Raw genomic sequence first — 360 nt, 5'->3', positions numbered from 1 at the left:
TGCTTGCCCCGACTCTCGAAATAGCACCTCTATCACTGGCATTAAGTTAGGTGCATCCGCAAACGGAATCACTATCACGTCAGGCAGAGCAGACAATAAAGGATTCATCTGCCCTGAACGATATTCGACATTCGCACACACGACCTCAGCACCTTCTCCCACACCTTCATCACATGTGGTGTGCTATTTGGAAGGTAAACAATGCAGGGCTGTGACAGTTGCCTGTACTCCGTGAGCGCGCTAGACAAGGTCAACTCACCCGCGCTCAATACATGAAGATGCCCTTCTTTACCCTGTTGCGGCTTAAATGACGACACTCCGCACAAATTGCCAGAATAGAAAACACCGGTACGTATCGAG

Annotated in this window: 1 pseudogene; it reads right to left on the bottom strand. The window is 49.7% G+C overall.

The features are described 5' to 3' along the window. A pseudogene (locus AB4512_RS23955) lies at window positions 1-360 on the bottom strand (cupin domain-containing protein); the annotation flags it as partial.

It is taken from the genome of Vibrio sp. 10N.222.52.B7, assembly GCF_041474275.1.
Lineage (GTDB): Bacteria > Pseudomonadota > Gammaproteobacteria > Enterobacterales > Vibrionaceae > Vibrio > Vibrio crassostreae_C.
The sequence above is the reverse complement of the archived record's forward strand: the minus strand, read 5'-3'. Positions and strand labels throughout refer to the sequence as shown.